The following is a 5,305-nucleotide window of genomic DNA, read 5'->3' as shown; positions in this document are numbered from 1 at the left end:
CCGGCGATGCTGGTGCGCGTCAGCTGCCAGTGGACTTCGGCGATTTCCGAGGCCTTGAAGGCAAGCACGATCTGGCGGCTGCGGCGCGGGCCGCCAAGGCCGGCGAAATAGATCGATTCCTCGACTTCCGGCACCACTTCGGCTGCTGTGAACACCCAGGTGTCGGCCTGATCGGCGGCCAGCACCAGGCGATCATGCTCGTCCTGCAAAAGGTTGACGTCGGGGTGAACGTGGAAACGGACAGTGACGAAGTCGCGGCCATTGTTGCGGATCGCGGCATTGCCGGGCCGCTGGAAGCGGTCGCGGCCGGCCAGCACGTTGCCGTTCGACGACAGCTTCAGCTCGCGCTCATGCAGGAAGCCGAAGCGCGGGACATAGCCGTCATGGCGGGCGATGAACCCCTGAATGCCCTTCTGGTCGGTGCGCTTGCACTGCACATGCTGCGGGCCGCCGATCAGCGGGGAACCGAGCAGGTCGTTGACGCGCAGTGAATGGCTGAAGCGCGCCGACGAGGTGTCGTTGATGGTGGCGGTCGAGTGCGCGGCGGTGGCGCGCGCCAGCGGCCGGAATTCAGCCGCGCCATAGGTGTCGATGCCGGCATTGACGATGTAGTGCTGGCGGCCGGACGACAGTTCGAAGGCGAGACAGCTGGCGTGTGCGGCGTTGGACACATCGACCGGCGGCGGCGGGCCGGTGTCGGCGATGGCCGTGGTGCCGCCCATCGACAGGCGCTCATAGCCGGAATGCGGCGCATGCAGCAGCGGCGCGCCGGCGGTGTCGTCGTGGCGCAGAATGGTGGCGATGCGGTCGTGGATGGTGGCGCCCATGCCGTTGAAGCGGGCGAGGCTGCCATCCTGATGGCGAAAGAAGCGCAGCGCCGGCAGCATGCGGTCGATGGCGCCGATCAGCGCCTGCGGCGGCGTTTCCGCCTGGTTGGCATAGGTCTGGCGCAGCGGCAGAAGGTCGGCGAGGATTTCCAGGACGACCATCGGATTGCGCGAAATGTGCCCGCCATCGGCGAGGATCTGGCGGTCGAGTTCCTCGGCAAGATTGCGGGTCGCGCCACGCAGGGCCGATGCCGGCGCCGGCAGGGACAAGGCAGCGAAGGCGAGCGCGATGCGAGCCCGCAGCCTGTCCTTGCCGTCGGGCATTTCGCGCGCCATCGACCTGAGGTAGCGGATCTGGATGGCTACCGATTTCAGGAAGGCGCGGTAGAAAGGGAACTCGGCGCCCTGCAATACGACCGAGGAGTGCTGCAACCAGGCGATGATGCGCTTGGCCGTCGTGCCGGGCTCCCAGGCGATGCCGGAAATATGGCTGCCATGCATAGTGATCCAATCGGAGACCAGGGCGCGGGCATTGGCGGCGGCAAGCTCGGTGCCGGCGGCGCGCATATGGCGCAGCCAGCGAAAGCCGTGCAGCGTCTTCTGCCAGCCGTGATTGGGCACGCTGATCTGGAAAGGCGACTTGCCGCCGGTCTCGACGAGATGCCCCGACAGGGGATAGCGGCCGTAATAGATCTCGAGTGCGATCTGCGGGTCGGCGAGGCGCAGGTCCGGCGGTGCGATCAGCACACGTTCCGGCGTGCGGCCGGAATAGCGCCAGCGATAGACAGGCCCGGCGCGCAGGCGCCGGCGCGTTTTGCGCCAGAACTCCTTCGCGACAAGCGTCCACAGACGCGTCGTGCTGCTGGCAGCAAGTGCCAAAACCCCTCCTGATCGTCCTCTACCCCGGCGCCGAGTCTACATGATTGCACGATTCGTGCGAAGGCGAATTCCACGACCCCACGCCGGTTCACCTGGCTTTGCCCCCGATCCTACCCCTAACAGTCAGTAAATCCGGGCAATTCAATCGCTAGCCGGCTCGCCGCATGCGAGCGGCGAAGAAACCATCGAGGCCCGAGCGTTCCGGCGCGCCGAGCTCCAGGTCAGCGGGCGTGGTGCGCAGCGTGCCTTGCGGCGTCAGGAACGGATCGATGCCGGCGATCTCGCCTTGCCGCAACGGATCGTTGGTGACTTCAGGCGTGCCGGCCAGAAAGGCGCGATAGAGATCCTCGCCTTCGAGCGGATCGAGCGAACAGTTGGAAAAGACGATCCTGCCGCCGGGCTTCACCAGCGTGACGGCGCGGGCGAGCAGCCTGCGTTGCAGGTCGGCGAGTTTTTCGACATCGGCCGAAGTCTTGGTCCATGGCACGTCTGGATGCCGCCGCACCGTGCCGGTCGATGAGCAGGGCGCGTCGAGGAGCACGGCGTCGAACAAGTCCTTCGGCTCGTATTTGAGCAGGTCGGCCTGAACGATTTCGGCGGACAGGCCGAGACGGTCGAGATTCTGCGTCAGCCGCACGAGCCGGTTTTTCGAGGTGTCGACGGCGGTGACCTTCGCGCCGGCAACGATCAGCTGCGCGGTCTTGCCGCCGGGCGCGGCGCAGAGATCGGCAACCCGCAATCCCGCGACATCGCCGAACAGCCGGGCGGGCAGGCTGGCCGCGGCGTCCTGGACCCACCAGGCGCCCTCGGCAAAGCCAGGCAATTCAGTGACGGGACCGACAAGATTCTCGACTCGCACCGTGCCGGTCGGCAGGACGATACCGCCAAGTTTTTCGGCCCAAAGACCGGGATCGGCCTTGACCGAGAAGTCGACCGGCGCCTCAACGCGATGCGCTTCGAGGATCTGTCCGGCCTTCTCGTTGCCGTAGGTGGTCTTCAGGCGATCGGAAAACCACTTTGGCGCTTCGTCGGTGGCGGCAAGGGCGGCAGGCAATTCTGTTTCCTTGGCACGTGCCAGTGTGCGCAGCACACCATTGACGAGGCCGGAGAAGCGCACCGTGCGCGGATCGGATTTGGCATGGGTCACCGCAATGTCGACGGCGGCGCTGTCGGGAATCTCGAGGAACAGGATCTGGGCTGCGGCCACATGCAATATGTGCGACAAAGCGGTGGCGTTGGGCGGCAGCGGTTTTTCCAGGCGCCGCGCCAGCAGCCCCGATATGGTCATGCGGTAGCGCAGCGCGGTGACCAGGATGGCGCGGACCAGGCCGCGATCGCGCAAGTCGAGCGCCTTGTATTGCGGGTGGCCGTTTTCGTGATCGGTCAGCCCATCAAGCGGGGTCCTGGCGTCGATGACGGCGGCAAGCAGGCGCGCCGCTGCCTTGCGTGCGGCGAGGCCGGCAACGAAGTCGCCGCCGTCCCTGTGTTCCTGATCACCTGAAACCGTGCGTCGTGGTCCTCTGTCCGCCACGCTCACGACCACCGGCCCTTGGGCCCGGTCGGATTGCGACCCCATGGGTTGGATTTGGGCTTGGCGGGCTCCGCCGGCTGCTCGGGCTGCGCTGCCTCGCCCCACGGGCCGGATGGCCGCGGTTGATCTGCCTGCCGTGGCGTCGATGCCTGGCGCGGGGCGGCCTGGGTTTCGCCTTGCATCTGCTGCGCCATCGCCTGCAAGGCTGCGATGCGGTTCTCAGTGGCGGGGTGGGTGGAGAACAGGCTGTCCATGCGCTCGCCGTGAAGGGGATTGATGATGAAGAGATGCGCGGTCGCGGGATTGCGCTCGGCATCGGGGTTGCGGATGCGTTCGGCGCCGCGGGCGATCTTGTCAAGCGCCGATGCCAGCCAGAGTGGGTGTCCACAGATTTCAGCGCCACGCCGGTCGGCCTCGTATTCGCGGGTGCGGCTGACCGCCATCTGCACGACCATCGCGGCAAAGGGCGCTACGATCATCGCCGCCAGCACGCCGACAAAGCCGAATGGATTGTTGTCGCGATTGCCACTGAAAAAGAAGGCGAAATTGCCGAGCATCGAGATGGTACCGGCAAAGGTGGCGACGATCGTCATGGTGAGCGTGTCGCGGTGCTGCACATGGGCGAGCTCGTGCGCCATGACGGCTGCGACCTCTTCAGGCGTCAGCGCTTGCAACAGGCCGGTGGAGGCAGCAACCGCCGCGTTCTGCGGGTTGCGGCCGGTGGCAAAGGCGTTCGGCTGCGGGTTGTCGATCAGATAGGTCTTCGGCATCGGCAGGCCGGCCTGTTTGGCCATTGCCTGGACGATGGCGTAATATTCGGGCGCGTTCCTTTCGTCGACCTCGACGGCACGGTTCATCGACAGCACCATCTTGTCGGCATTCCAGTAGCTGAACAGATTGGTGCCGGCCGCGAACAGGAAGGCGATCATCATGCCGCCGGTTCCGCCGATCAAAAAGCCGACGCCCATGAACAGCGCCGTCATCGCGGCAAGAAGCATGGCGGTGCGGATGGTGTTCATCGTCTGCTCCTGTCGAAATGGCACCGAAAAGGGGTCGATCGTCGTGCGTTCATGGCTATATGATGGGAAACGCCAGTTCCTGTTTCAATTGACTGGGCTCAATCTGCCGAGATTATCGCATGACCGACGAAATCAGTAAAACAGGCGCCGCTTCTGCCGAAGCGGCATCGCAGAGAGAGCTAACGCCGGCCGCACGCCGTGCGTTGGCCGAGGCCGCAGCGCGGCGGGAAGACTACCGCGAAAAGGAGGCCGCGCTGCCGAAGGAGATCGGCGGCCGCGGCGGCAAGGAGCCAGGGCGCTACGGCGACTGGGAGGTAAAGGGCCTCACCAGCGATTTCTAGATGCCGCCTAGGCGGCGTTGCGCTGCGGCTCGAGCGCGATCCAGCCACGCTCGTCGACGGTGATGCCGACCATGTCGTAGCCTGCGATCGCGGCATGTTGCGTTGGCAAGGGGTGCTTGTGCGTGGCGCTGATGACCATGACCGCCGCGCCCGCCGCTTCGGCTGCCGCGATGCCAGCTGGAGCATCCTCGAAGACGAGGCAATCGCGCGCGTCGAAGCCGAGCCGTTCCGCGCCAAGCCGGAAGCAATCGGGCGCCGGCTTGCCGCGGGAGACATCTTCCGCCGCGACGATGATGGCCGGGACGGGGATGCCGGCGGCCTTCATGCGCAACAGCGCCAGCTCACGTGGGGCGGAGGTTACGATCGCCCAGCGTTCGGGCGGCAGCGAATCGAGAAATGCCACGGCGCCTGAGATCTGGATAATGCCATCGAGATCGGCCGCCTCGGCCTTCAGCAGCAGATCAGCCTCGTATGCCGGGTCGACGCCCGGCAGTGCCAGGCCGGTGATGGTCTCGATCGCGCGCACGCCATGGATCGTCGGCAGGAAGGCGGCGACGTCGAGCCCCTGGCGGAGAGCCCAATTGCTCCACACCCGTTCCGCCGAGGCGATGGAATTGATGAGCGTGCCGTCCATGTCGAAGAGGAAGGCCGCGAATTTTCTGCCTGAATACATGATTTTCCTTGAGTCCGGGGAGGCGCTTGGTCGGG

Annotated in this window: 5 protein-coding genes; 1 reads left to right on the top strand and 4 read right to left on the bottom strand. The window is 65.8% G+C overall.

Annotated elements, in window-relative coordinates; all coding sequences use genetic code 11:
* The 3 genes from EN750_RS17160 to htpX all read right to left on the bottom strand — a co-directional run.
* Positions 1–1,706: heparinase II/III family protein (locus tag EN750_RS17160; RefSeq protein WP_127397113.1), on the bottom strand; the 1,706-nt coding region annotated here is incomplete at its 3' end.
* A gap of 148 nt (positions 1,707–1,854) precedes the next feature.
* A complete protein-coding gene (locus EN750_RS17155) occupies positions 1,855–3,249 on the bottom strand; it encodes an RsmB/NOP family class I SAM-dependent RNA methyltransferase (protein ID WP_245482729.1) in 1,395 nt (464 codons plus the stop codon).
* Positions 3,240–4,256, bottom strand: coding sequence for a zinc metalloprotease HtpX (htpX, locus tag EN750_RS17150; RefSeq protein WP_127397111.1), 1,017 nt, complete (start codon positions 4,254–4,256; stop codon positions 3,240–3,242). Before htpX ends, EN750_RS17155 begins: the two co-directional genes overlap by 10 nt.
* Positions 4,257–4,375: 119 nt before the next feature.
* Between htpX and EN750_RS17145 the strand changes: the two genes are divergently transcribed.
* Complete coding sequence (locus EN750_RS17145; protein WP_127382026.1) at positions 4,376–4,597, top strand: DUF1674 domain-containing protein; 222 nt, start codon at positions 4,376–4,378, stop codon at positions 4,595–4,597.
* A gap of 7 nt (positions 4,598–4,604) precedes the next feature.
* On the opposite strand, the gene EN750_RS17140 is transcribed toward EN750_RS17145, so the two are convergent.
* The gene (locus EN750_RS17140) at positions 4,605–5,270 is read right to left on the bottom strand and encodes an HAD-IA family hydrolase (RefSeq protein WP_127301864.1); all 666 of its coding nucleotides are present in this window, start codon (positions 5,268–5,270) and stop codon (positions 4,605–4,607) included.
* Positions 5,271–5,305 lie beyond the last annotated feature (35 nt).

The sequence above is a fragment of the Mesorhizobium sp. M7A.F.Ca.ET.027.03.2.1 genome, assembly GCF_003999175.1.
GTDB lineage: Bacteria > Pseudomonadota > Alphaproteobacteria > Rhizobiales > Rhizobiaceae > Mesorhizobium.
Note: the sequence above shows the minus strand (reverse complement) of the source record. Positions and strands in the feature narration are given on the sequence as shown.